Consider the following 20,050-nt stretch of genomic DNA (forward strand, 5'->3'; position numbering starts at 1 on the left):
GATCGGCAATGGCGTGGTGCTGGCGCCGGATGCGCTGCTGCGCGAAATCACCAAGCTGGAAGAGAAGGGCGTGCCGGTGCGCGAGCGCCTGCGCATCAGTCCTTGATTCCTGAGCAGTACCTGCCCCGGCAATTACCGCCTGACACGTACATGGACAGCTAAAGATGCTTGTGGCAACACTGCCACTATGAAACAGGTCATCACGGTACAGGATACCACCAGACCGGCATTCACCATAGCGCCTCCGGGCGATACTACTGTGAACTGCGATGCTATACCAGCTACACCATCTAATGTGGTTGCGACTGACAATTGCAGTACGGTGAAGGTCAGCTATTCTCAATCCCGTCAAACCATCAGCGGTGCCTGCGCAGGCAATTACCAGCTGATCAGAACATGGATTGCAAAAGATGAATGTGGTAATACAAACACCTGGAAACAAACCATCACAGTACAGGATACAACCCGGCCTGTGATCGGAACAGCACCAGCTGACGTAACTGTAGCCTGTGGCGGCACTATTCCTGCAGCAGCTACCTTGTATGCAACTGACAACTGCGATGCGAACTTCCCTAAGCGCGCTACGATGACGATAGATCCATATACTGTAGATGTATGTAATGGTTATACTATCACGAGGAGATGGAATGTAACTGATGCCTGTGGCAATGCAGCGATCGAAAAGGTACAGGTGATCACCGTTACAGCATGTCCGAAACCACAGCTGGATACGACACTGCCGGTGAACTGTTCTGACAATTCGAAGTTTGCCCTGCTGCTGTTGAACAAAGTCAATAAACCTAAATTCACTTTACTAAGCGTATATCCAGCCGGCGCTGTTACTGTGCCGCTTATACAAACCAGCAATGTGTTTGACCTGAATGGAGCCACACAGGCTACCTTTTTTGTAACGGATGGGGTGACGGGTTGTGTATCTGACCCGGTCACGTACAACCTGCGCTATGTAGAAAAACCAACGGTGAACCTGGGTAATGATACCGCCATCTGTACGGGTAGTGTGATCACCCTGGATGCAGGTGCAGACAATGCCAGCGCCGGATATGGAATTGTATGGAGTACAGGCGTAACTACACAGCAGATCACGGTTGCAGCAAGTGGTACTTACTATGCAACAGTGACCAATAATGGTTGTGCCGCGACAGACTCTATCAAAATAACTGTCAATAATCCGCCAACTGTAGCGATCCGTGATACCACTATCTGTGAAGGCAGCACTGTAAAACTGAATGCCTATATACAGGGTGCTACTTATTCATGGAGCACCGGCGATACCGGACCTTCTATTACAGTAAGTGCTGCCGGTACCTATAATGTGGAAGTATCCCTGAAGGGTTGTACAGTGACGGACGATGCCACTGTGAATGTGGCTACACCACCAGCTATAACACTGACTTCGGATACGGCGGTTTGTCAGGGTCAGAGCGTGACGCTGGAAGTAGAACCCGATGGTGGAAGTGTGGTATGGTCTGACGGGTCCCGCACAAATACCATCAGCGTGACCAAACCCGGTGATTACTGGGCGACCGTAACGAAGAATGGTTGTGTGGTGACAGATACGGTGAGCGTGACGAACAGGGGAGATGTGGGACTGGATTTAGGAGTGGACAAAGATATTTGTTCAGGCGGTTCTGTGGTACTGAATGCAACCAATGAAAATGTGATCTCTTACCTCTGGAATGATGGTACGACCGATCCGATCAAGGAAGTAAGCGTACCAGGCAAGTATACCGTAACAGTGCTTGACAAATATTGTAACCTGACATCTTCTGATAGTATCAATGTAACGGTGGCGGGTATTAGTGCGTTCACATTGGGTAATGATACCACTATCTGTGAAGGTGAGGTACTGACCCTGAATGTAAGCACAGGTACAGGCAATAGTATCAAGTGGCAGGATGGTGCAACCACTTCGTGGTATGTGGTAACAAAGACCGGTTATTATACTGCGACTATTTATAATGAATGTGGTTCAATGACGAAAGGTATTACAGTCAATTACAAGACCTGTAATCAGAAAACGGTGACGGTGAATGCATTCACACCAAATGGAGATGGTAATAACGATTACTTCAGGCCGGGCGTGAGCGGTACAATGATTGACTATGAGCTGAATGTTTACAACCGCTGGGGTGTGCTGGTCTATAGTGCGAAAGGTGTAGGTGCCGGATGGGATGGGCGGTTCAAAGGAGCGCTGGTAGATGAAGGCACTTATTTATGGATCGTGCATTATCGGAAAGCGAATGGTGGAGAGAAACAGACGTTGAAGGGAAATGTGACAGTCATTAAATAGTAATGGCAGGAGTTTGCCTCGAAAATAAATGAACCATTTGAGAATGGTATAAATCTATCAGGGGATGTATCGACACAGCATACATCCCCTTTTTGTAATTCGGAATAATAATTGATGTGGTGTTAAGTATGAAAACGAATCTCATTTTAGCCTTGTTCCTGCTGGCAGCATGCAATTCAAGGCCGCCGGTTGTAACCGATAAGGATTCCACGATAGCAGCTCCTGCTGCCCCGGCTCCTGTAGCAATACCGGTACCATCTACAGAACCGGTTTCATCTAATGAAGCTTACCTGGTGGTACCGGGCAAAGCAATAGGAAATACCCATATCAATGACAATATGGACACAGTGATCAAATTGCTGGGTAAGCCTGATGAAGGAGACGCGGCTATGCAAAAGTCAGTAGCAATTTATTACAAAGGGGCTTATGCAACCTCTATATTGTCTGCCCGTAACCCGGATGGAGATCATTCGGTTGCTAAAGTGAAACAGATCAGGGTTACATCGCCTGCGTTTAAAACAAAAGATGGTTTGCATGTAGGGTCTTCACTGGATGAATTAAATGCAAAGTACAAATTGAAGCAGACAACTACCTACAAAGGAGAGGGTGGGGAATGCACTGTGTGGGATGCGGGGCATGGCATTGCGTTTGAAACGGATGCTGCCGGCAAGTGTATTGCAGTAATTGTGTATTCTCCTGAAGCACCTTATCAGGGGGCTTACCTGAATATCCGTCCCAGCCGGAAATCCTGATGTACATAATAATAGAACAGGCTGCCCAACAGGTAAGCGATACCATCTAATGGATCGCCTACCGTTTTGTGGGAGAAGGATGGATACACCCATTCAAAGATGAGCGCTGTGTACAGTGCCATTACCAGTAAATAAGATAATGGGAAGCGATAGTCTTCACGCCGCAATGCAATGTGCTTGGTAAGGTGAGCAACAACGGGGATGAATAAAAAATCAGTCAGCCAGTTGTTGAGATAGGGAATAGGTTTATTGACCCATCTGCAAATATGAATGAACCACCATAAGATGTTGTAAATAATGAATAAGGGATCCCTCAAAGCGCTAAGGACATGGCGAGTATGATTGCCCCTGATACACATGTGAATAAGATTAAGAAAACCCCGAAACCTATATTTTTTACTCCTTTTACAAATTCATTGTCCGTTTCTTTAATGGGGAGTACAGCTGCTCTTAAAGTCCGGATAAGCGATTTCTTTTGTTCCATATGCTGGTATTTAGAGCAAATGTACTAATTTTTTTGTGAATAGAACAAATGTTCTAAATTTGTGTGGGGGCGGGAAAAGATAAAATGAAATTGAAACACTACTTAGATTTGAATAATGATGGATACAAAAGAAAAAATTCTCGCGGCGGCACTTGCTCTGTACAATGAAAAGGGTATCAGTGCTACCACCCGCCACATTGCAGCCAGCATGGCTATCAGTCCGGGCAATCTGCATTACCATTTCAAACATACAGACGATATCATACTGGAATTGTATTCCCGGCTGGCAGCAGAAATGGATCAGTTAGTGCTGGAATTAGGGAACGGAGATGTGAAGCATTTTATCCAGGCATCTTTCCTGGTGGTATACAAATACAGGTTTATCTTTCTGAATTTTGTAGAAATAGCGGCAGAAATACCCTCTATACAGCAGCATTATTTCCAGTTATTTAAAAGAAGGGGGAAGGAGTTCAAAAGAATATTCAAAATACTGGTTCAGCAGGGTTACTTCAGGGATGATATCCCGGATGCTGTCTGGACAGCGTTAGTAAACCAGGTTTTCATCGTGGGCGATTTCTGGTTATCTAACAATGAACTGACCCGGCAGCTGGAGGGTAAGGAAGCAGCGACTGCATTTTACAAACAGATGGATGCTATGCTTTATCCGTACCGGGCAGATACGCTGCCAAAGCCCTGATGCCTTCTTCCAGCTGTGCTTCAGAAAGCGCGCCGTATCCGAACCGGAATCCATTCAGGGTAGGATCATCGCTATAATTATCGGGGGTATTAATTTTGATACCTTTTGTTAATAGTTTAGCGGCAACCTTTGGCCAGTTGATGGTGTGTGCAGGTACAATCCAGAATGCGAGTCCGCCTTCGGGTACTTCGTAATCAGCTTTGCCTTTCAGGTACTTCTCCAACAGCAGCAGGGTTTTATCTCTTTTGTTTTTATAAAAGAGGGTGGCCTTGCGGATATGTTTTTTGATGGTGCCATCGCTGATCAGTTCCAGTACTGCCTGTTCCATCATGGCATCTCCCTGTACATCTATGATTTTGCGCAGGGCAGCTACTTTTTTCATCACGACACTATCATTCGATACAAGGTACCCGATACGCAGTGCAGGGGCCACCACTTTACTCATGGTGCCGATGTAGGCATAATTCCTCAATTCCGGGAAGCTCGCCAGTGGCAATACCGGCCGGTATCCGAAGTGAAATTCATTGTCATAATCGTCTTCAATAATGGTGAACCCATATTCATTAGAAAGGCGTATCAGCGCCTGCCGGCGTTGCAGGCTCAATGTGACGGTGGTAGGGTACTGGTGATGGGGTGTGATATAGATCGCCCTGATCTTTTGATGCGATTGCAGGCAGGCGATAACATGGTCTATGACGATGCCTTCTTTGTCGACAGCGATGGGAATCAGCTGTGCACCTGCATTTTCCAGTGCTTTCCATGCGGGGCGATACCCGGGGTTTTCTACAATCACCCGGTCGCCGGGAGAGAGCAGGCAATGTGCTGCCAGGTAGGTGGCCATCTGGCTTCCCCGGGTGATGCAGATATCACTTGCGGTCACCTGCATGCCGCGTTGGTGGTTCAGCATCTGGGCGACCACTTTCCGGAATGATTCGTCACCCAGTTCGCTGTTATAACCCATGAGCTGCCACCTGGCTTTCTGGTTGAATATTTTTCTATATGCCCTGGCCAGTTCCGTCATAGGGGCAATCTTGCTATCCGGAAAGCCATCGTCAAAATAGAGATGGATGTGGTGGTTGTTTTCAGGGGTAGTGATGGCCTGTTTGTTGTTATGGGAGGGCGTAGTGGGCAAAACATCTGCTACAAAAGCACCTTTGCGGGGTTGTGCTTCGATCCAGCCTTCGTTGATCAACACATTCAGTGCATCTACTACGGTATTCCTGTTCACACTGAGGTCCGCAGCCAGCTGGCGGCTGCCGGGCAGGGCGTCGCCGGCTTTTAGCCGGCCGGTCTGGATATCCTGGATGATGATATCAGCGATTTGTAAATAGATCGCTTTTTCAGATTGCGGATCTAATTGTATTTCTAATTTCCAGGGACGTAGCATTGTGCTTCCAGTTCTGCGATGATGCGTTTCTTCATGGTGGTATGAATGTAGTCCTTTACCTCTGCATAAGAGATGCCGTACTTTCGGTCCAGGTCCTGCAGGTGGGCCGGAAATGGCGCCAGCATTTTATCATAGTAACCTTCCAGGTCTGCATCTGAAGGTAACTCATATTTGATCTTTAACTGGAACCTGCGCAGTATGGCGGGGTCAATCATTTCGTAATGATTGGTAGCACAGATCAGGAGACTATCTGCAGGCAGGTAGTCAATTTCCTGGATGAGGGAGTTGACGAGCCGGCGCATCTCGCCTACGTCATTATCTTCATTATTGTCACGGGTTTTACCCATCAGGTCAAACTCATCGAGGAAGAGCACAGACTTTTGCCTGGCAGAGAGGGCGAATAAGGATTGCAGGTTTTTGGCAGTTTCGCCGATACGGGCAGATACGAGGTTACTCAGGTTTACGATGGTAATCTTCTTTTTCAGGGCAGTGGCAATGGCTTTGGCTGTGGTGGTTTTGCCGCAGCCCGACTGGCCGTGTAAGAGAATTTTATTGTCGATTTGTAAGCCGTATTTCTTCAGCTCATCGAGGTATTTGTATTCTTTGATCACCTGGCCCAGGGCAGCTTTGTTTTCAGGTGTAAAGAAGATCTCTTCAAAATCAACATTTACCGTTTCCTGTATGGTAAGGTCGTATACGCTCATGATATATTTTCGTTTTCATTCCAGATTTCCTTGCCTGAGAAGCGATTGCCGAAGATGGAAGTACCTACACGTACAATGTTGGATCCTTCGGTAATGGCGAGTTCCAGGTCTTGCGACATGCCCATGGAAAGTAGCAGCTCATCCATTCCCAAACGTGCCCTGATTGTTTTTAGCAATCTTAAAGAAGGGCGCATTTTCTCTACTTCCACATCCAGCAGACCGATAGTCATTAAGCCTTTAATATGCAGCGTATCAAAAGACTGCAGCGTTTTCATGAAGGCTTCAACATCTTCAGGTTTCACGCCGAATTTACTTTCTTCATAGGAGGTATTAACCTGTATAAAGACGTCGAGGCTGCGGCCTTCGCTTTGCAGGCGCTTGTCCAGTTCCTGTGCGATAGACACACGGTCCAGCGATTGGATGCAACTTACATATTTTAGCACATCTTTGATCTTATTGGTTTGCAAATGTCCGATAAAATGGCGTTCGATGCGCAGGTCTTTCAGGGCATCGTACTTGTCGCGGAGTTCCTGGACTTTGTTTTCACCGATCAGGGTTTCGCCGGCTTCGATGGCAATGCGTATTTTCTCCGGGGGCACAGTTTTGGTGGCGAGGAGGAGTTGTACGTCTTTTTCATCGCGGCCGGCGATTTTACAGGCGGCTTTGATTCGCTGGTGCACCGCCTGAATGTTAGTTTTTATTTCCTGCATATGCTGCTATGAGTTTGTCGCAGAAGGTAAAGAGTTTGTCGTTCATGTCAGTGAAGTCAGTGTCCGGGTTGTGGATCACATCTTCATTGCTGTTGGCAATGAGGAGCGCCAGCACTTCGGGCGTGAATTCCATGTGGCATTGAAAGCCGTAGACCAGTGGTGTGTATTCAATGATCTGGCGGGGACAGCCTTTGCTTTTGGCGAGTATTTTACAGTGACCTGTGAGCCCGGGCATATCGTAGTGCCAGTGACCAACGTCCAGTACTGCACCGAAGTGACCTATCATATCGCTTTTGATACCGGCATTGGTCAGTTCGATGGGGAGCACGCCGATTTCTTTTTGCGGGCTGTGATCGTAAGGGGCGCCAAGGGTTTCGCCAATGAGTTGTGCACCGAGGCAGGCGCCTACCACGGCTTTATTGGCATTGATACATTGCCGGATCAGGTGTATTTCTTCCTTTGCGGTCTTCAGCGTATGCGGGCTTTGCGGGCCACCCATCACGATGAGTAAGTCGATATCGTTGGCATTACCAGGGGGTAATTGTCCTTCGTAAATTTTTGTGAAACTAACTTCGTATTTCCTTGCATTGGCCCAAAGGAGGTATGCACCAGGCGCTTCGTAGGCCTCGTGAATAATAAAGTGTATGTGCATTGTATTTATTTTAGCAGGTGCAGGTGTTTCATGAGCGCGGCTGCACTCAGTTCTTTTCCATTTACAGATTGAACGTATGCGAGTGTGTGATTGATGAAATTCATGGCGATGCGGATAGCATCGTTCAGACTTTTGTTCAGCGTGAGCTGAGAGGTAATGATGGCCGTGAACAGATCGCCGGTGCCGGTGGTTTCAAGGGGAATTTTAGGCCCGTTAAAGCGGGTTACCTCATCTCCTTCTATAAGTATTACCTCAATGCCATCAGGGCTTGTGTCGGCCAGATTTGCGCTGGTGAGGATAAGTGTTTTATCCTTCAGGAGGTCGTGATTCCGGACGGCGGTTTTTAGTTCATCGATGGTGTTGAATTGTTTTTTCAGGATGAATTCTAACTCCCAGTGATTGGGGGTGAGTATGTGTGCGTGTGGCAGTAATTTATTGACGGAGTAGGTGGCGATTTCCTCTTCGAAATAGAGTCCGCCACAGTGAAAGTCGCCGAAGACGGGGTCGTAGACGAATTTCAGGTGTGGGTATTGGAGGGCGGTATGGGCGATGATATCGATATTTTCAGGCAGGTTGCAAAAGCCGCTGATGAGGTATGCTGCATCTGCAGGGATGTTGATGGCGCCGATACCTTTTACCAGGTCAGAAAGTAAGGCCGGGGAGATGGCTTCTCCGAAAATGACCGGGTGACCGGTGTGGGCAGATAAGAATACGGTAGGCAGTAAAGTGAGGTCGATACCATGCAGCTGGATGGCGAACCCCGCAATGTTGTTGCCTACGTAGCCGGTGGCTACCTGGCTTTGGATACTGATAATGTTTTTTGGCATACGCAAATGTAAGGAGATGCTGGATTAGGGAGGTAGGCCAAAAATGATAAAAGTAGGTAGTCCAGGGTGGATGGCCTTACGGCTTCCGACCCTTCTTTTTTTCAATTGGACCAGATCGCACTACTTCTGCCGATAGCCCGTTTTTCTCAATCAGCTCCCAGAAGTACTCTACATACTTCCCCGTACCTTCCTGGAACATATTCAGAATATTCCGTTTTGTAATTTTTAAGCTCTTCTCTGTCCTGAATTCAGCCGATGGGTTTAATATATCTTCTTTCATCTCCCTGTTAAATTTGATGGTCTGGCTAATGTTTTGAGGAGTCCAGCCTTCAGGAGGAAATTTCTCGATAGCGGCGATGATCAGGTCAAAAATTGGCGCTATTTTTTTGGCTTCTGTATCGTAGTTAAAAGACATTAGATTGGTTTTTTCAAAGGAATAGTTATAGGACGCATTCGTTTACCCATGCAATATACCTATAAATAAAATATATACCCCTAAGACAAAAAAACGCCTAATTTTGTGCCCTGATCGTCGTTTATTGTATCGCCAACCATATGAAAAAGAGTTTATTGCCCTTACTGCTGGGCGGTTTAGGAATAGGAACAACAGAATTTGTAATGATGGGGCTTTTGCAGGATATTGCCAGTGACCTGCACATCACAATCCCTGAAGCTGGCCATCTCATTTCAGCCTATGCATTAGGCGTAGTCGTTGGGGCTCCTTTACTCGTCATGATGAGTGTAAAACACCCTCCTAAGAAGATTCTACTTTCTTTGATGCTGATCTTCACTGTGTTCAATGCTTTGTCTGCATTTTCGCCTGGCCCAATCACGTTGCTCATGGCGAGGTTTTTTGCAGGCTTACCGCATGGGGCATTCTTTGGTGTAGGTTCAGTAGTGGCCAGCAGACTGGCAGATAAAGGTAAGCAGGCGCAGGCGATTGCGGTCATGTTCTCCGGATTAACGATTGCCAACCTGGTAATGGTGCCGGTTGGTACCTGGATAGGGCACCACCTGCTGTGGAGATATACATTTGGATTGGTGGCGGTAATTGGTTTGATTACACTGCTCGCCCTTAAATTATGGTTACCTGCCTTGCCGGCAAATGAAAATGCCGATGTAAGAAAAGAAATAGCAATAGTGAAAAACCCGCAGGCATGGCTGGTGATCGCAATTACCGCGGTAGGCACTGGTGGTATGTTCGCCTGGATCAGTTATATTTCTCCATTAATGACGGAAGTATCCCGTTTCTCACCTGATAGTGTATCATGGATCATGGTTTTGGCCGGATTTGGGATGATTGTAGGTAACCTGGTAGGTGGTAAACTGGCAGATCGTTTTCAGCCGGTATATACCTGTGCCTGTCTCTTGTTGTGTATGGCGGTGAATTTGCTGGCCATACATTACTTTTCGGGCATCCAGTTCGTATCATTATTCCTGACTTTCCTCACTGGCGCACTGTCTATGATGATTGCTGCACCGATACAGATCCTGATGATCAATACATCTGGCGATGCAGAGATGCTGGGCGCAGCGCTGATACAGGCAGCCTTTAATATTGGCAATTCCCTGGGTGCATTTTTGGGTGGATTGCCCATTGTGATGGGATATGGGTTTACATATCCGGTGGTGGTAGGGGCTTGTATGGCGGTGATTGGAGTTGGGTTTGCAATTCGGTTGATTAAGATGCAAAACCCGCCGGTGAAGATGAATGCCAGCGCTGTATAAATTTTACTTTTGTTCCGCCAGCCAGCTATTCAAATCTGCCAATACCTGCTGATTTACCTGGTGGCCCATTGCATACTCATGATAGCTCAGCTTCACCTGCATCCCTTCCAAAAACGCTTTGGCCTCCCTGGCGTAATGAATGCCCAGCGTACCATCCTGTATACCGTGCGATACAAATACCTGCAGCGCAGGGGCTTGTTTCGCCAACAGCGGCTTTACTTCTTCCAGTATTCTGCTACTTAAAATAATAATTCCCTTTACCAGTTTCGGATCACTCAATCCCACGGTATAACTCATAATCCCTCCCTGGCTGAAACCACCCAGGTACACTTCATCCAGATGGTACTTTGCCTTCATCTCTGCCACAAACTGCCTGATCAGTTCCCGGCTTTCCTTTTCCTGCTGTACATTGTACACCGGCTTGCCAGTAGAGAAATCTACATTATACCATGCATATCTGCCACCACCTAATGCAAAATGGCCCTGCGGACAAATTACATAATAATCCTTTGGTAAATAATCTACCAGGCCAAACAGGTCCTTATCATTACTTCCCACCCCATGCATGAGAATGAGTGCTTTCTTTTTTTCGGTTTTTACTGTTGGCTCATGAATCAAATATTCCATGCTGTTCGCTTGTTTTAAAAATGGCAAAAGGGCAACCAGGTAGTAATACAAAGGCATATTAACCGAATTTTACGGATGTCATGGTGAGAGAACCACCCACCGCTTTATCGTTAAAGAAGGAAATGTCATCCTTGTTGGATTGCAATCCCAGTGTATACATCAGCGGAAGATAGTGATCCGGCGTAGGGATGGCCAGCAATGCTCCTTTGCCTAGTTGTGTGTAGTTGATGAGTGGCTTGTGTTCACGGCTGCTGATGAGGTGTTTGAACTGGTTATTGATATCCAGTGCCCAGTCGTAACCATATTCCTTGTCATCCAGGCGATCCCATGCCACCATTCTCAGGTTGTGCACCAGGTTGCCGCTACCGATGATCAATACGCCTTTTCTGCGAAGGGCATAGAGCTCTTTGGCGAGGTCGTAGTGATATTGTGGGCCTTTGGAATAGTCTATACTCAATTGCAGCACCGGGATGTTTGCTGCAGGGTACATATGTCTTACCACCGTCCAGGTTCCGTGGTCCAGCCCCCAGTCGTGATCGAGGGAAGCATGAATCAGGGCAGCGGTTTCCCTTGCAAGATCCGGGCTACCGGGGGCGGGATATTGTACGGCGAAGAGTTCCCTGGGAAATCCGCCAAAGTCATGGATGGTTTTAGGATGTTCCATGGCGGTGATCTTTGTGCCCTGGGTATACCAGTGGGCAGAGATCACCAGTACAGCTTTGGGCGTCGGAATTTCCTTGCCCATCTGTGCCCATCGTCTGCTAAATTCAGTGTCTTCAATGCCGTTCATAGGAGAACCATGCCCGATGAATAATACGGGCATCAGGTGGTCGTCTTCCTGTAATGAATCAGTGAAGTTCCTGAATGCTGAAAGCGTTGTCATACCAAATACTCCTGTTAATATCGATTTTATGAATTGATTTCGTTTCATGTTATACAAAAGTACCACATGAGGGAGGTTGGTCCCAATGATTTGAATCAAGAAATTGGCGGGTTAATTATCTATGTTGTGCAATCCTGCTTTTAATCCTGCTCAATGTCTCCGGCGTGAGCCCCAGGTAGGAAGCAATCATATGCTGGGGCACCCTTTGTACAATATTGGGGTATACATTTACAAACGCCTTGTACTGGTCATCGGGTGAAAGACTGATCATATCCCGGGTCCGCTTTTGCAGGGCGATATAAGCCTCCGTCATAAGTATACGGTTGTACGTCTCGTACTTCGGCATTGTTTGTAGCAGCGATTCGTGCGCAGGGCGGCTAATGAGGACCAGTTCACAATCTTCCAGCGCTTCAATATTCTGGGTGGCAGGTTCTTCTTTGAAAAAACTGCACAAATCTCCCAGCGACCATCCTTCCAGCGCAAAAGCTGTGATGTGCTCATGGCCTTCCAGGTCAGTCACATAAGTCCGGAGCGCACCTTTTTCGACGAGGGCTATGTAACGGCAAATGTCTCCTTCCTGCAGAAAAAACTGGCGTTTACGCAGGGTTTTATGGGTCAGATGTGCTACTATTTCAGCTTCTTCCTGCGGGGTGAGGGACACTTTTTCATTGACTTTGCTGAGAAATACTTCGTACATGATTGCAAATTATATAAATTCCCTGTCTAAATTGAATTTACAATGTTTAGGTCTTTAATAATTCCACTGGTGTTTGTAGCCTGTTTTTCAAATGCCTATGCTACCTTAAAACCTGTTAGCCTGTTTAGCGATCACATGGTACTGCAAAAAGGTGTTGCAGTTCCGGTGTGGGGAACGGCAGATGAGGGCGCGCTGGTCACTGTGCAGTTCAATGGCCAGTCCGTATCGGCAAAAACGGTACAGGGTAAATGGATGGTGAGTTTGCAGCCATTGCCCTATGTCTCTTCCGGGCAGACAATGACTATCTACAGTGGGCCAGATACCATTCACATTCAGGATGTACTTGCAGGTGAAGTATGGTTGTGCAGCGGTCAGTCTAATATGGAACGCCAGCTGGGGCCCCGCCCGCCACAGCAACCGATTTATAACTGGGAGCAGGAGCGGGATGCCGCCAACTATCCCCTGATAAGAGAATATTATGTACCCCTGAAATACTCGAAAGAGACGATAGCAGATGTGAATAATCACTGGACGGTATGTAGTCCGCAGACGGTGAGTGATTTCACTGCTGTAGGATACTTCTTTGCGAAGAATCTTTATGCGAAAATGCACGTGCCGGTAGGCATCCTGTTTTCTGCCTTTGGCGGTACGCCGGCGGAGGACTGGACGAGTATGGCTGCGCTGGAAGATAATCCCCGCCTGAAAGACATGATTCAAAACTATGCAAAGACCATCTCCGGTCCGGGCTGGAAACCCCAGGGAGAATGTTTAAGCGGTTTGTATAATGGCATGATATACCCGTTGCTGCCGTACGCTATAAAAGGGGTGGCCTGGTACCAGGGAGAGTCTAATAATGACCGTGCGGAGGAATACCAGGAGATACTGCCAACTATGATCAACAACTGGCGGACAGATTTTAAACGGCCGGAAATGCCCTTTTTAATCGTCCAGATTGCCCCGCATAAGGGTATGAGACCCGAGATCAGGGAAGCCCAGTTTTTGGTGGTTAAAAAGGTCAAAAACACGGCATTGATAGTGACCACTGATTGCGGGGATTCCGCCGATATTCATCCTACGTATAAACAACCGGTGGGAGAGCGGTTGGCGATGGCAGCAGGGGGGCTGGCATATGGAGTGAAAGGGGAGTATAGTGGCCCGATGTTTGAAAAGGCCAGCCCGGGAAAAGATGAGATAGTAGTTAGTTTTTCTCATACCGGCAAGGGACTGGTGGCAAAGGGGGGAAAACTGACGGGTTTTGAAGTGAGCAGTGGAGCGGGATTTTTTCCTGCGGAGGCAGTGATTGAGGGAAATAAGATAAGAGTGCGGAGCGGGCAGGTAGCGCATCCGACCATGGTGCGGTATGGATGGAGTAATGTACCGGTGGTAAATCTGTATAATAAGGAAGGATTACCGGCTTCGCCTTTCAGGAATAAATAATAAAATAAAGCTTTGGCCCCCGGGTCAAAGCTTTATCTCAAACTGGTCTTCCATTGTAACAGCGCCATCATCTGCTACGGAATAATAGTTCCCTTTCATCGCCAGCTGTGCCCCTGTGTGTTCGATACTAAAGCGCAGGAACCCATGCTGATGATCGCAGTAATTCTCCAGCGTACAATTGTCGAATATGGGCAATTGATTCGTAAACCTCTTATCAGATAACGCTGCTATGGGATGCAATTCATCATACCCACCACCGCCGGCTACCACGTAGCACACAGATCGTCCGCTTTTATATTTTTTTACCAATCTTTGGTAATTATGTACATGCCCGCTAAATACAATATCGGGCCGAACGCCCGTCTCTTCAAATATCCCTTCCAGTAAGGTAATCATTGGAATACTGGACCCATGATTGATATCGGCAGAATAAGGCGCATGGTGAATACAAAGGATCACTGCCTTGTCCGGTCGCTCAGCATCTGCCCTGCGCAGTTCTGCTTTCAGCCACTCCTGTTGTTCAGGTGTGACAATACCGAATTTAGGCACATTACTATGCATGCCGATAATATTCGCTAACGGTGTTTTGAGTGTCCAGTATACATTTGGCTGGATCATGCTTTTACGTGCATCACCATTGGCGAATGGTATTGTATGCGCTGTCGTATCGCAAAACACTTTCACAAAAGGCTCCAGGCTATGATAAGGCGCCGCCGCCGGGTTCACATCACTGTCATGATTACCTGCTATAGCAAATATCGGTGCCGGGTAATGTTGAAAGGGACCAAAAAATTGCCGGTAGTATTGACTGGCTTCGCCGTGATTATATACCACATCGCCCAGGTGAAACAGAAATTGTGGCGGATTGTCGTGTTCGAATTGCGCTTGCATGGCAGTAATCACTTTCCGCTGAAAATCAATGCTTCTGAGACTGCCTGTATCACCCACCAGGTGAAAGGTCATTTTCTGAGAATTGATATCCGGAATTACCTGCGCAATATCAAGATGGTAGGGGAATGGCCCTGTTGGGGCTGGCAAAGGCTGAAATTTATACGAATCGTCTGGCTGATCTCTCTTCTGAACCGGTGTGCTATATTTCATGTCGCAAAGATAATTAATAGAAATATTATAATTTAGAGCCGGAATAAACCAGACACGATGAATGCCCTGCTAGTAATGGACATGCAAAATGCTGTCATTCGCCAGTTACCCGATTACAACACGATCATCACTAATGTTAGTAAAGCCATCAGCATTGCCCACGATAAAAATATGCCTGTTATTTACGTGGTAGTAGGCTTTCGTCCTCGTATGCCTGAGGTCAGTATGAACAATAAAGTGTTTGGTGCCAGTAAGGTCCGTGCGGGTAGTGGGAGTGGTGGCCAGCATGAAGCGATGGCCATTGATGCCGCTATTGCGCCATTAGAAAATGATATTGTAGTGACCAAGCGTAGGATCAGCGCATTTACTGGTAGTGACCTGGAAGTGGTATTGAGGGCACAGGGCATACAGCATCTCATTCTTACTGGGGTAGCCAGCAGTGGGGTGGTATTATCTACCCTGCGCGAGGCAGCGGATAAGGATTATCGTATAACTGTGCTGGCAGATTGTTGTACTGACCGTGATCCTGCATTGCATGATGTGTTGGTAGAAAAAGTATTTCCTTTCCAGGCAGAAGTGATCACTGTAAATGACTTCTGATAACAATCCGGAACTATGAGATTAAGCAATTTTTATCCCTTATTCATTTTGCTGGCTGCTTGTCACTCGCAGGGGCCGAAGGCAAAAGACGATGTATCTGCAGATACGGGTCAGGCATTAACGGTCACAAAAGAGCAGCCTTCAGTAGCCGCAAAGCCGTTGGTATTTTCCAATTTTAAAGACAGTGTTGCGGCAAGTATGGAACTAACCAATAGCCAGCAATTCCATTGGCTTAAGGAAGATACCACCGGTCCCATACGGCGGCATGCAGGGCGGGAACTGAGGCGATTGGGTAATATGTATGTAATGGTAATAGACTTTGATTACGGCTCTTATAAATTGTACACACTAGACAGCGCTACCTATAAACTGCTGGATCAGTCTATACTGGGTTTTAATGCGGACTCAGATGGCGATAATGGTGGTAGCAGCTGCGAGTATGAATTCGTCAATGATTCCACCATAGAGGTTGTTGTAAAGGATATTGCTCCTGAGGGAAGTAAAAAGCCGGAACAAATGACGCGTAGTACATTTGTCATTTCAGGCACAGGAAAAATTACCGTGACAGGAGATAGACAATAAGAAGAGAATCCCCGGGATTTCTACCGCAATCAGGGATCCCCGCTTTTCTAATTAGTCTTTCTATAATTCACAACCGCCCAGGCATTCAACACAATCGCAAAGATCAGTATTACCCCCAGCTTAGGCAATACATCCCTGATGCCGCTCCCTTTCAGTACAATCATGCGCATCACTTCTATCAGGTAACTCACCGGGTTGAACTTTGTGACCACCTGTGCCCAGTCAGGCATGCTGTCAATAGACGTAAACAACCCGCCCATCAAAATGAAGATCATCACAAAGAAGAACATAATGAACATCGCCTGCTGCTGCGTATCGCAATACGTAGACACCAGCAAACCAAAACCCAGTACTGCCAACAGGTACACCCATATAAAGCCATACAATAAAAAGATATTGCCCACTGGCACAATTCCATACGCTACCCTGGCTACAATCAATCCCAGCGTAAATACCACATTTCCCAATACCCAGAATGGAATCAGCTTGCCCAGTATGAAATGATGTTTCTTAATCGGCGTTACATTGATCTGTTCTATCGTACCTACTTCTTTTTCCTTTACAATATTTAATGCCGTGAGGAAACCACCAATCATCGTCACCAGTATGGCCAATATACCGGGCACCATAAATAAATGATAGTCGAGGTAAGGGTTGAACCAGTTAGAAGAAGCAATCTCCACGACCGGTTGCGATTGAAACCGTACCGGCTCTACCAGCTGTAAACGGATATCATTATTTTCGTCCCTGATTACACTGTTTAGGTATACTCCGCCCAGGCTGGCTTTGGTACCATTGATCGCATTGACCGCTACAAACAACTGCCCGTGATCCTCCCTGACCAGGTTCTTTTCAAAGTTATGCGGAATCTCCAGCAGCAGGTCTGCCTTATCCTGCTCAATCAAATGCAGCGCTTCCTTATAAGAAAACACGTACCCCGTGAGCCTGAAGTATCCTGAAGCAGTAATCTTACTGATCAGTTTCTGCGAATAAGAAGAATGATCATTATCAATGATTGCCAGGTTAATATTCTTTACCTCGTAATTCGCAGCTAAAGGCAGTATGAACAACTGCATTACCGGCATTACCAGCACCATCGCCAAAATGGAACGATTGCGGAAGATCTGCCTGAATTCTTTTTGTAATAAAAACCGGATCGTTCTCATGATAACCTGATTTTGAAACTTTTAAAGCTCACGAATAATAAAAACACTGTAATCCCAGCCAATATCAGCGTCTCTTTCCATATGGCAGAGAATCCCAGCCCTTTGATCATAATCGCCTTCACAATATTGTAATACCATTTGGAAGGCACGATATTGCTGAACCACTGCAAGGGGAGGGGCATGTTCTCTACCGGGAACATAAAGCCGCTAAAGAGGATCGTAGGCAGCATCATTCCCATTAATGAGATGAGCATAGCCACCTGCTGTGAACTTGTTTTTACAGAGATAAAAATGCCCAGTGTCAGGCAGGTGATGATGAACAAGGTACTTTCTGCAAACAATAATGGAATACTACCATTGATCGGTAATTTCAGCACAAAGGTGCTCAGCAGTAAAATAGTGGTTACATTGATCAATGAAAGTAACAGGTAAGGAATGGCTTTGGATATGATCACCATCAGCGGACTAAAAGGCGACACCAGCAGGATTTCCATCGTTCCCGTTTCTTTTTCACGAACAATCGAAACGGCTGTCATCATCACACATACCAGCATTAATACCAGCGACATCACGCCCGGTACAAAGTTCGGAGCTCCTTTTAGCTGCGGGTTATACAAATACCTGATCTGTGGAGTTATCTGGTAAGGCTCCTGCGCCGCCATATAATCCTGGATGATACTTGTAACATAACTAGTCAGTGTCGTAGCTGTGTTGGGATCTGCCGCATCGGCAATCACCTGGATCTGTGCATGATGTGTATGCAACAGGTCATTATTAAACCCCTGTGGAAAAATCACGGCCAGCCTGATATCGCCTTTCCTGAAAGCGGCTTCAATTCCTGCACGATCCATCACTGCATAGGCAATATCAAAATACCGGCTCGCTTCAATCTTGCTGATCAGTTGTTGCGAAGCCACATCCTGTGCCTGATCGTAGATTACAATTTTAGCATTCCGGACTTCATTCGTCAACGCAAAGCCAAAGATCAGGATCTGTACGATCGGCATACCAAAGAGAATGAGGAGGGTCTTCCTGTCTCTTAGTACATGTGCAAATTCTTTCCTGATAAAGGTATAAAACTGTTTCATATCATTCGCTACGTTTAGCACTGCGGGCCAGCGCGTAAAAGACTTCGTCCATGCTGGCAGCATTAAATGTATTCTTCAGATTACGGGGCGTATCCAAAGCCCTGATGCTGCCATCTACCATAATAGAGATGCGGTTGCAATACTCTGCTTCGTCCATATAGTGGGTGGTGACGAATACTGTTACCCCTCTGTCTGCAGCATCATAGATCAGGTTCCAGAATTGTCTGCGGGTAATAGGATCTACGCCGCCGGTAGGTTCATCTAAAAACACGATCTTCGGTTCATGTAATACCGCAATGGAGAAAGAGAGTTTTTGTTTCCAGCCGAGTGGGAGAGCACCCACCAGTTTTTTTGCTTCTTTTTCCAGGCCTAAGTCATGGAGCAGCTGCTGGCTCTTGGTTTTGAGTTGTTGATTGCTCAGACCATAGATACCCCCAAAGAACCGGATATTTTCTGTTACGGTCAGGTCTTCGTATAAAGAGAATTTCTGACTCATGTACCCAATGTTCTTTTTGATCTGCTCCGTTTGTTTATAAACATCAAAACCAGCAATGGTTGCGCTCCCGGAACTAGGGGTAGACAGTCCGCACAGCATGCGCATAGCGGTTGTCTTGCCCGCGCCATTTGCACCCAGGAAACCGAAGATCTCGCCCTTTTCTACTTCAAAAGTGATCTCATTGGTGGCAATGAAATTCCCGAAGCGTTTGGTTAGTTTATCTGTTTTGATCATCTTTTAGTAATTTAATAAAACAGTCTTCGATGGTGACCGGTGTAGGTTGCAATTCTATTCCTGTGAGGCCCTGTGCCGCCAGTTCCTGTTGTAAATCTCCTTCAAAGGTTACATGTGCATATTCTCCGAATGCATAGCTGTCTGTTACCAGTGATGACGTTTGCAGGGCTTTTAGTAACTGGTGCATCTGATCCGCTTTTACTGCATACAATTCAGCGGGGAATGCCGCTACTATATTGCCAGGTGTATCGATGGACAGGATCTTTCCATCCTGTATCAATGCAATCCGGTCACATAAATCAGCTTCATCCATATATGGTGTAGATACGATAATCGTGATCTCCTGTTCCTTCAGGTGTTTTAGCATTTCCCAGAATTCCTTTCTCGATACAGGATCTACCCCCGTCGTCGGTTCATCCAGGAACAGTACAGATGGCCGGTGAATCAGGGCACAACACAGTGCCAGTTTTTGTTTCATTCCACCTGATAGTTTTCCTGCTCTTCTTTTTTTGAATGGTTCGATCTGTATATAAATATCTTTTATCAAATCATAGTTCTCTTCGATAGTGGTATTAAATACAGTTGCAAAGAAGCGTAGGTTTTCTTCCACGGTCAGATCCTGGTAGAGGGAGAACTTACCTGGCATATACCCGGCGCGGTTACGAATTGCTTTATAATCGCGCACTACGTCAAATCCATCTACCGTAGCACTCCCGCCATCTGGCAATAACAGCGTGGTCAGTACCCGGAAGATGCTTGTCTTCCCGGCGCCATCAGGTCCGATCAATCCAAACAGCTCGCCTTTTTGTACAGCAAAGGAAACATCATCCACAGCTGTTTTATCCTGGTATACCTTCCGCAGGTGATTGACGATTACAGCATCCATG

23 protein-coding genes are annotated in these 20,050 nt (G+C 46.6%); 8 read left to right on the plus strand and 15 right to left on the minus strand.

Annotated features, from left to right (window positions below; genetic code table 11):
• Positions 1–13: 13 nt before the first annotated feature.
• The 3 genes from ABDW16_RS26385 (at position 14) to ABDW16_RS26395 (ending at position 3,063) form a co-directional block, all read left to right on the plus strand.
• Positions 14–106 carry a hypothetical protein gene (locus tag ABDW16_RS26385; protein ID WP_343674013.1) on the plus strand — a complete coding sequence of 31 codons (93 nt, stop codon included), beginning with the start codon at positions 14–16 and terminating at the stop codon, positions 104–106.
• Between the two features lie 81 nt (positions 107–187).
• Positions 188–2,311, plus strand: a complete 2,124-nt coding sequence (locus ABDW16_RS26390; protein WP_343673973.1) for a gliding motility-associated C-terminal domain-containing protein — start codon at positions 188–190, stop codon at positions 2,309–2,311.
• Between the two features lie 128 nt (positions 2,312–2,439).
• Positions 2,440–3,063 carry a hypothetical protein gene (locus ABDW16_RS26395; protein WP_343673974.1) on the plus strand — a complete coding sequence of 208 codons (624 nt, stop codon included), beginning with the start codon at positions 2,440–2,442 and terminating at the stop codon, positions 3,061–3,063.
• On the opposite strand, the gene ABDW16_RS26400 is transcribed toward ABDW16_RS26395, so the two are convergent.
• Positions 3,030–3,380, minus strand: a complete 351-nt coding sequence (locus tag ABDW16_RS26400) for a hypothetical protein (RefSeq protein WP_343673975.1) — start codon at positions 3,378–3,380, stop codon at positions 3,030–3,032. The two genes, ABDW16_RS26395 and ABDW16_RS26400, sit on opposite strands and share 34 nt — an antisense overlap.
• A 282-nt stretch (positions 3,381–3,662) precedes the next feature.
• Between ABDW16_RS26400 and ABDW16_RS26405 the strand changes: the two genes are divergently transcribed.
• A complete protein-coding gene (locus tag ABDW16_RS26405; RefSeq protein WP_343673976.1) occupies positions 3,663–4,244 on the plus strand; it encodes a TetR/AcrR family transcriptional regulator in 582 nt (193 codons plus the stop codon).
• On the opposite strand, the gene ABDW16_RS26410 is transcribed toward ABDW16_RS26405, so the two are convergent.
• From ABDW16_RS26410 to ABDW16_RS26435, 6 genes are all read right to left on the minus strand, one after another.
• On the minus strand, positions 4,201–5,631 hold the full coding sequence (locus ABDW16_RS26410; protein ID WP_343673977.1) for a PLP-dependent aminotransferase family protein: 1,431 nt from the start codon (positions 5,629–5,631) through the stop codon (positions 4,201–4,203). The two genes, ABDW16_RS26405 and ABDW16_RS26410, sit on opposite strands and share 44 nt — an antisense overlap.
• The gene (locus tag ABDW16_RS26415) at positions 5,610–6,335 is read right to left on the minus strand and encodes an ATP-binding protein (protein WP_343673979.1); all 726 of its coding nucleotides are present in this window, start codon (positions 6,333–6,335) and stop codon (positions 5,610–5,612) included. The genes ABDW16_RS26410 and ABDW16_RS26415 overlap by 22 nt, the downstream gene beginning before the upstream one ends.
• A complete protein-coding gene (locus ABDW16_RS26420) occupies positions 6,332–7,045 on the minus strand; it encodes a YggS family pyridoxal phosphate-dependent enzyme (protein ID WP_343673981.1) in 714 nt (237 codons plus the stop codon). The genes ABDW16_RS26415 and ABDW16_RS26420 overlap by 4 nt, the downstream gene beginning before the upstream one ends.
• On the minus strand, positions 7,026–7,697 hold the full coding sequence (locus tag ABDW16_RS26425) for a glutamine amidotransferase (protein ID WP_343673982.1): 672 nt from the start codon (positions 7,695–7,697) through the stop codon (positions 7,026–7,028). Before ABDW16_RS26425 ends, ABDW16_RS26420 begins: the two co-directional genes overlap by 20 nt.
• 5 nt (positions 7,698–7,702) lie before the next feature.
• Positions 7,703–8,524 carry a pyridoxal kinase gene (locus tag ABDW16_RS26430; RefSeq protein WP_343673983.1) on the minus strand — a complete coding sequence of 274 codons (822 nt, stop codon included), beginning with the start codon at positions 8,522–8,524 and terminating at the stop codon, positions 7,703–7,705.
• Positions 8,525–8,600: 76 nt separating this feature from the next.
• Entirely contained in the window at positions 8,601–8,939 is a 339-nt protein-coding gene (locus ABDW16_RS26435) for a hypothetical protein (protein WP_343673984.1), read from the minus strand.
• 140 nt (positions 8,940–9,079) lie between these two features.
• On the opposite strand from ABDW16_RS26435, the gene ABDW16_RS26440 reads away from it, so the two are divergent.
• Positions 9,080–10,252, plus strand: a complete 1,173-nt coding sequence (locus ABDW16_RS26440; protein WP_343673986.1) for an MFS transporter — start codon at positions 9,080–9,082, stop codon at positions 10,250–10,252.
• Between the two features lie 3 nt (positions 10,253–10,255).
• Here the strand turns inward: ABDW16_RS26440 and ABDW16_RS26445 are convergent, their stop codons facing one another.
• The 3 genes from ABDW16_RS26445 to ABDW16_RS26455 all read right to left on the minus strand — a co-directional run bounded on the left by ABDW16_RS26445 (position 10,256) and on the right by ABDW16_RS26455 (position 12,459).
• Positions 10,256–10,879 (minus strand): hypothetical protein, encoded by a 624-nt coding sequence (locus ABDW16_RS26445; protein ID WP_343673988.1) that lies wholly within the window; start codon positions 10,877–10,879, stop codon positions 10,256–10,258.
• A 58-nt stretch (positions 10,880–10,937) separates the two neighbouring features.
• Positions 10,938–11,762 carry a 4,5-DOPA dioxygenase extradiol gene (ygiD, locus tag ABDW16_RS26450; protein WP_343673989.1) on the minus strand — a complete coding sequence of 275 codons (825 nt, stop codon included), beginning with the start codon at positions 11,760–11,762 and terminating at the stop codon, positions 10,938–10,940.
• A 115-nt stretch (positions 11,763–11,877) separates the two neighbouring features.
• Positions 11,878–12,459 (minus strand): Crp/Fnr family transcriptional regulator, encoded by a 582-nt coding sequence (locus tag ABDW16_RS26455; protein ID WP_343673990.1) that lies wholly within the window; start codon positions 12,457–12,459, stop codon positions 11,878–11,880.
• 42 nt (positions 12,460–12,501) lie between these two features.
• On the opposite strand from ABDW16_RS26455, the gene ABDW16_RS26460 reads away from it, so the two are divergent.
• Positions 12,502–13,896, plus strand: a complete 1,395-nt coding sequence (locus ABDW16_RS26460; protein ID WP_343673992.1) for a sialate O-acetylesterase — start codon at positions 12,502–12,504, stop codon at positions 13,894–13,896.
• Positions 13,897–13,920: 24 nt separating this feature from the next.
• On the opposite strand, the gene ABDW16_RS26465 is transcribed toward ABDW16_RS26460, so the two are convergent.
• Complete coding sequence (locus ABDW16_RS26465; RefSeq protein WP_343673993.1) at positions 13,921–14,997, minus strand: metallophosphoesterase; 1,077 nt, start codon at positions 14,995–14,997, stop codon at positions 13,921–13,923.
• Positions 14,998–15,054: 57 nt separating this feature from the next.
• Here ABDW16_RS26465 and ABDW16_RS26470 point away from each other — a divergent pair, with 57 nt between their 5' ends.
• A complete protein-coding gene (locus ABDW16_RS26470; protein ID WP_343673994.1) occupies positions 15,055–15,597 on the plus strand; it encodes an isochorismatase family cysteine hydrolase in 543 nt (180 codons plus the stop codon).
• A gap of 15 nt (positions 15,598–15,612) precedes the next feature.
• Positions 15,613–16,179, plus strand: a complete 567-nt coding sequence (locus ABDW16_RS26475; RefSeq protein WP_343673995.1) for a hypothetical protein — start codon at positions 15,613–15,615, stop codon at positions 16,177–16,179.
• A gap of 47 nt (positions 16,180–16,226) precedes the next feature.
• On the opposite strand, the gene ABDW16_RS26480 is transcribed toward ABDW16_RS26475, so the two are convergent.
• From ABDW16_RS26480 to ABDW16_RS26495, 4 genes are read right to left on the minus strand one after another with little or no spacing between them, the layout of a single operon-like run.
• Positions 16,227–17,345 carry an ABC transporter permease gene (locus ABDW16_RS26480; RefSeq protein ID WP_343673996.1) on the minus strand — a complete coding sequence of 373 codons (1,119 nt, stop codon included), beginning with the start codon at positions 17,343–17,345 and terminating at the stop codon, positions 16,227–16,229.
• Complete coding sequence (locus ABDW16_RS26485) at positions 17,342–18,433, minus strand: ABC transporter permease (RefSeq protein WP_343673998.1); 1,092 nt, start codon at positions 18,431–18,433, stop codon at positions 17,342–17,344. The genes ABDW16_RS26480 and ABDW16_RS26485 overlap by 4 nt, the downstream gene beginning before the upstream one ends.
• Position 18,434: 1 nt before the next feature.
• The gene (locus ABDW16_RS26490) at positions 18,435–19,163 is read right to left on the minus strand and encodes an ABC transporter ATP-binding protein (protein ID WP_343674000.1); all 729 of its coding nucleotides are present in this window, start codon (positions 19,161–19,163) and stop codon (positions 18,435–18,437) included.
• Positions 19,147–20,049 (minus strand): ABC transporter ATP-binding protein, encoded by a 903-nt coding sequence (locus ABDW16_RS26495; RefSeq protein ID WP_343674001.1) that lies wholly within the window; start codon positions 20,047–20,049, stop codon positions 19,147–19,149. Before ABDW16_RS26495 ends, ABDW16_RS26490 begins: the two co-directional genes overlap by 17 nt.
• Between the last annotated feature and the right edge of the window lies 1 nt (position 20,050).

It is taken from the genome of Chitinophaga sp. (assembly GCF_039596135.1).
GTDB lineage: Bacteria > Bacteroidota > Bacteroidia > Chitinophagales > Chitinophagaceae > Chitinophaga.

Coding starts and splice junctions, on each gene's coding strand:
- ABDW16_RS26390 (WP_343673973.1), top strand. CDS start 188: ATGAAACAGGTCATCACGGTACAGGATACCACCAGACCGGCATTCACC.
- ABDW16_RS26395 (WP_343673974.1), top strand. CDS start 2,440: ATGAAAACGAATCTCATTTTAGCCTTGTTCCTGCTGGCAGCATGCAAT.
- ABDW16_RS26405 (WP_343673976.1), top strand. CDS start 3,663: ATGATGGATACAAAAGAAAAAATTCTCGCGGCGGCACTTGCTCTGTAC.
- ABDW16_RS26410 (WP_343673977.1), bottom strand. CDS start 5,631: ATGCTACGTCCCTGGAAATTAGAAATACAATTAGATCCGCAATCTGAA.
- ABDW16_RS26415 (WP_343673979.1), bottom strand. CDS start 6,335: ATGAGCGTATACGACCTTACCATACAGGAAACGGTAAATGTTGATTTT.
- ABDW16_RS26420 (WP_343673981.1), bottom strand. CDS start 7,045: ATGCAGGAAATAAAAACTAACATTCAGGCGGTGCACCAGCGAATCAAA.
- ABDW16_RS26425 (WP_343673982.1), bottom strand. CDS start 7,697: ATGCACATACACTTTATTATTCACGAGGCCTACGAAGCGCCTGGTGCA.
- ABDW16_RS26430 (WP_343673983.1), bottom strand. CDS start 8,524: ATGCCAAAAAACATTATCAGTATCCAAAGCCAGGTAGCCACCGGCTAC.
- ABDW16_RS26435 (WP_343673984.1), bottom strand. CDS start 8,939: ATGTCTTTTAACTACGATACAGAAGCCAAAAAAATAGCGCCAATTTTT.
- ABDW16_RS26440 (WP_343673986.1), top strand. CDS start 9,080: ATGAAAAAGAGTTTATTGCCCTTACTGCTGGGCGGTTTAGGAATAGGA.
- ABDW16_RS26445 (WP_343673988.1), bottom strand. CDS start 10,879: ATGGAATATTTGATTCATGAGCCAACAGTAAAAACCGAAAAAAAGAAA.
- ygiD (WP_343673989.1), bottom strand. CDS start 11,762: ATGACAACGCTTTCAGCATTCAGGAACTTCACTGATTCATTACAGGAA.
- ABDW16_RS26455 (WP_343673990.1), bottom strand. CDS start 12,459: ATGTACGAAGTATTTCTCAGCAAAGTCAATGAAAAAGTGTCCCTCACC.
- ABDW16_RS26460 (WP_343673992.1), top strand. CDS start 12,502: ATGTTTAGGTCTTTAATAATTCCACTGGTGTTTGTAGCCTGTTTTTCA.
- ABDW16_RS26465 (WP_343673993.1), bottom strand. CDS start 14,997: ATGAAATATAGCACACCGGTTCAGAAGAGAGATCAGCCAGACGATTCG.
- ABDW16_RS26470 (WP_343673994.1), top strand. CDS start 15,055: ATGAATGCCCTGCTAGTAATGGACATGCAAAATGCTGTCATTCGCCAG.
- ABDW16_RS26475 (WP_343673995.1), top strand. CDS start 15,613: ATGAGATTAAGCAATTTTTATCCCTTATTCATTTTGCTGGCTGCTTGT.
- ABDW16_RS26480 (WP_343673996.1), bottom strand. CDS start 17,345: ATGAGAACGATCCGGTTTTTATTACAAAAAGAATTCAGGCAGATCTTC.
- ABDW16_RS26485 (WP_343673998.1), bottom strand. CDS start 18,433: ATGAAACAGTTTTATACCTTTATCAGGAAAGAATTTGCACATGTACTA.
- ABDW16_RS26490 (WP_343674000.1), bottom strand. CDS start 19,163: ATGATCAAAACAGATAAACTAACCAAACGCTTCGGGAATTTCATTGCC.
- ABDW16_RS26495 (WP_343674001.1), bottom strand. CDS start 20,049: ATGGATGCTGTAATCGTCAATCACCTGCGGAAGGTATACCAGGATAAA.